The sequence below is a fragment of the Ferroglobus sp. genome, assembly GCF_015521575.1.
Classification (GTDB): domain Archaea; phylum Halobacteriota; class Archaeoglobi; order Archaeoglobales; family Archaeoglobaceae; genus Ferroglobus.
Genome location: NZ_WANY01000257.1, coordinates 1 through 2,460 on the forward strand (window position 1 = coordinate 1; position 2,460 = coordinate 2,460).

Consider the following 2,460-nt stretch of genomic DNA (forward strand, 5'->3'; position numbering starts at 1 on the left):
ATTACTGGCTCAATAGCTGCTTTTAGAAGGGGTACGAAAGTTGATGCCTCCCTCAGACTTTACAGCGTTTTCGCTTACACCCTTTTCATTCCGTGGTTCGGTATGCTTTTGCAGATGGTTTTCGGAGTTTATCTCGGACTTTTACCGATAGGGGGCAGAATTGATGCCGGTTTAGCTCCGGAAAGAATCACCGGACTTTACGTCATAGACAGCTTGTTGACGTTAAATTTCAACGCTTTGGTTAGCGCTCTAAGCCACCTAATTTTACCCTCGATAACTCTCGGAATAGTTCTCAGCGGAGCTTACACGAGGATAGTGAGAAACAACCTGATAGACGTGCTGAATCAGGATTTCATAATGGCTTACAGAGCGAGGGGGGTTAGGGAGAGGAAGGTGATATTCCATGCGATGAAAAACGCGTTCATTCCGGTGGTAACGCTAATGGGTTTGCAGTTTGCCATCCTCTTAGCGGGAGCGGTTTTGACAGAAACAACGTTCTCGTGGCCCGGAATGGGAACTTTCCTCCTTGAAAGAATTCAGTACAGAGACTATCCCTCCGTTCAGGGGGCTATAGTGTTCTACGCTCTCTTTGTCGCTTTGATTAGCTTGATAGTTGATGTGATATACGCTTTACTCGACCCGAGGGTGAGGTACTGATGAGCAACAGAATGCTTTATGCAGGACTGGCTATAATTTCCGCTGTGGTATTTATGGCAATTTTTGCTCCTTTCATAGCTCCCTACGACCCGACAAAATCGACAGGAGATGTTTTGCAGCCTCCGAGTGCCGAGCACATAATGGGCACTGACAACCTTGGGAGAGATATATTCTCAAGGGTTGTGTACGGTGCGAGAGTTGTTCTCATCGTCGTATTTTCCGCATCTCTCCTTTCTATGCTCGTCGGAGTCCCTCTTGGCTTAATTTCTGGATACTATGGCGGAAAGCTTGATAGAGTGCTTTCGATGATAATGGACAGTCTTTACGCTTTTCCGAGCCTTATTTTGGCTATAGCTATTGCAGCTGTTTTAGGACCGAGCGTTTTCAACGCCATGGTTGCCATAGCTGTCGTTTACATTCCCACGTATTTCAGAATGATTCGAGGGCAAACTCTTTCGATAAAAACGAGGTTGTTTGTGGAGGCAGCCAAAGTTTCTGGAGCAAGCAACGCAAGAATTCTAAGGAAGTACATATTTCCCAACGTCGCTACGACGGTCATCGTCGTCTTCTCCTTAAGCGTTGCCGATGCTATTATCACTGAAGCGGGTTTAAGTTTCCTTGGATTCATAGTCACAGCTCCAACTCCAGACTGGGGTTTCGATCTTAGTTCTGGTAAGCCTTACCTTCCAGCCGGATACTGGTGGATGATAACGTTTCCCGGTTTAATGGTAATGCTTCTATCTCTTGGCTTCGCTTTGGTTGGTGAGGCTTTAAGCGAGAAGTACCTCGCGAGGGAGGAGAGATGATAATCGAAGTAAGGGATCTCGTCACCGAATTCAGAACGAGCAGGGGAGTTCTGAAAGCGTTGGATAGGGTTAACTTAAACGTTAATAGAGGTGAGTTTGTGGGAATTGTCGGGGAATCTGGCTGCGGAAAGAGCACCCTCGCTTATTCGATAATGAGGTTGATTAGAAAACCGGGGAGAATAACTTCCGGAAGCATAATTTTCGAGGGTAAGGATTTGCTGAAAATAAGCGAGGAGGAGATGAGAAAAATCAGAGGAAAGGACATAGGAATGGTTTTTCAAGATCCGATGACGAGTTTGGATCCGTTGGAAAGAGTTGGGGATCAGTTCGTTGAGATGCTGACCGAACACGGAGTTGAGGAGGAAAGGGCTGAAGAAATTGCCAAAAAATCGCTTGAAAGTGTTGGTTTGCCAGCTGAGATGTTCTACAATTACCCACATCAGCTCAGCGGTGGACAAAGGCAAAGGGTTGTTATAGCGATGGCTGTAGCTATGAATCCGAAGCTTCTAATAGCTGATGAACCAACTACGGCTCTTGACGTCATAGTTCAGGAGAAGATTATGGATTTGCTGGAAGAACTAAAGAAGGGGGAGAGGTCGATTTTGCTTATAACTCACGATTTCAGTCTTGCGGCTGAGAGAAGCGACAAAATTGCTGTGATGTACGCCGGATGGATAGTCGAATATGGAGATGCGGAAAAGGTTGTTAACGAGCCGTTACATCCCTATTCGGCTGGTTTGATCTCTTCGGTTCCAGATCTATGGCTTGATAGAGAAATAAAGCCCCTTCCGGGCTCTCCTCCTGATTTGGTCAATCCTCCGGAGGGCTGCAGATTTAGAGATAGATGCCCCAAGGCAAGAGATATTTGCAAGAAAGAACCACCTACAATTGGTATAGAAAGTAGGCTCGTTAAGTGTTGGCTTTACGGTGAGGGAAATGCTTAAGGTTGAAAATCTGAAAAAGTACTTTCCCGTTCAAAAATCCTTCATAGAGACGC

The 2,460-nt window shown here is 45.9% G+C and carries 3 protein-coding genes; all 3 read left to right on the forward strand.

Annotation, left to right across the window (positions count from 1 at the left end; genetic code table 11):
• Positions 1-657: ABC transporter permease (locus F7C14_RS10245; protein WP_290902561.1), on the forward strand; the 657-nt coding region annotated here is incomplete at its 5' end.
• The gene (locus F7C14_RS10250) at positions 657-1,463 is read left to right on the forward strand and encodes an ABC transporter permease (protein WP_290902564.1); all 807 of its coding nucleotides are present in this window, start codon (positions 657-659) and stop codon (positions 1,461-1,463) included. The genes F7C14_RS10245 and F7C14_RS10250, both read left to right, overlap by 1 nt.
• Positions 1,460-2,407, forward strand: a complete 948-nt coding sequence (locus F7C14_RS10255) for an ABC transporter ATP-binding protein (protein WP_290902566.1) — start codon at positions 1,460-1,462, stop codon at positions 2,405-2,407. The genes F7C14_RS10250 and F7C14_RS10255 overlap by 4 nt, the downstream gene beginning before the upstream one ends.
• Positions 2,408-2,460 lie beyond the last annotated feature (53 nt).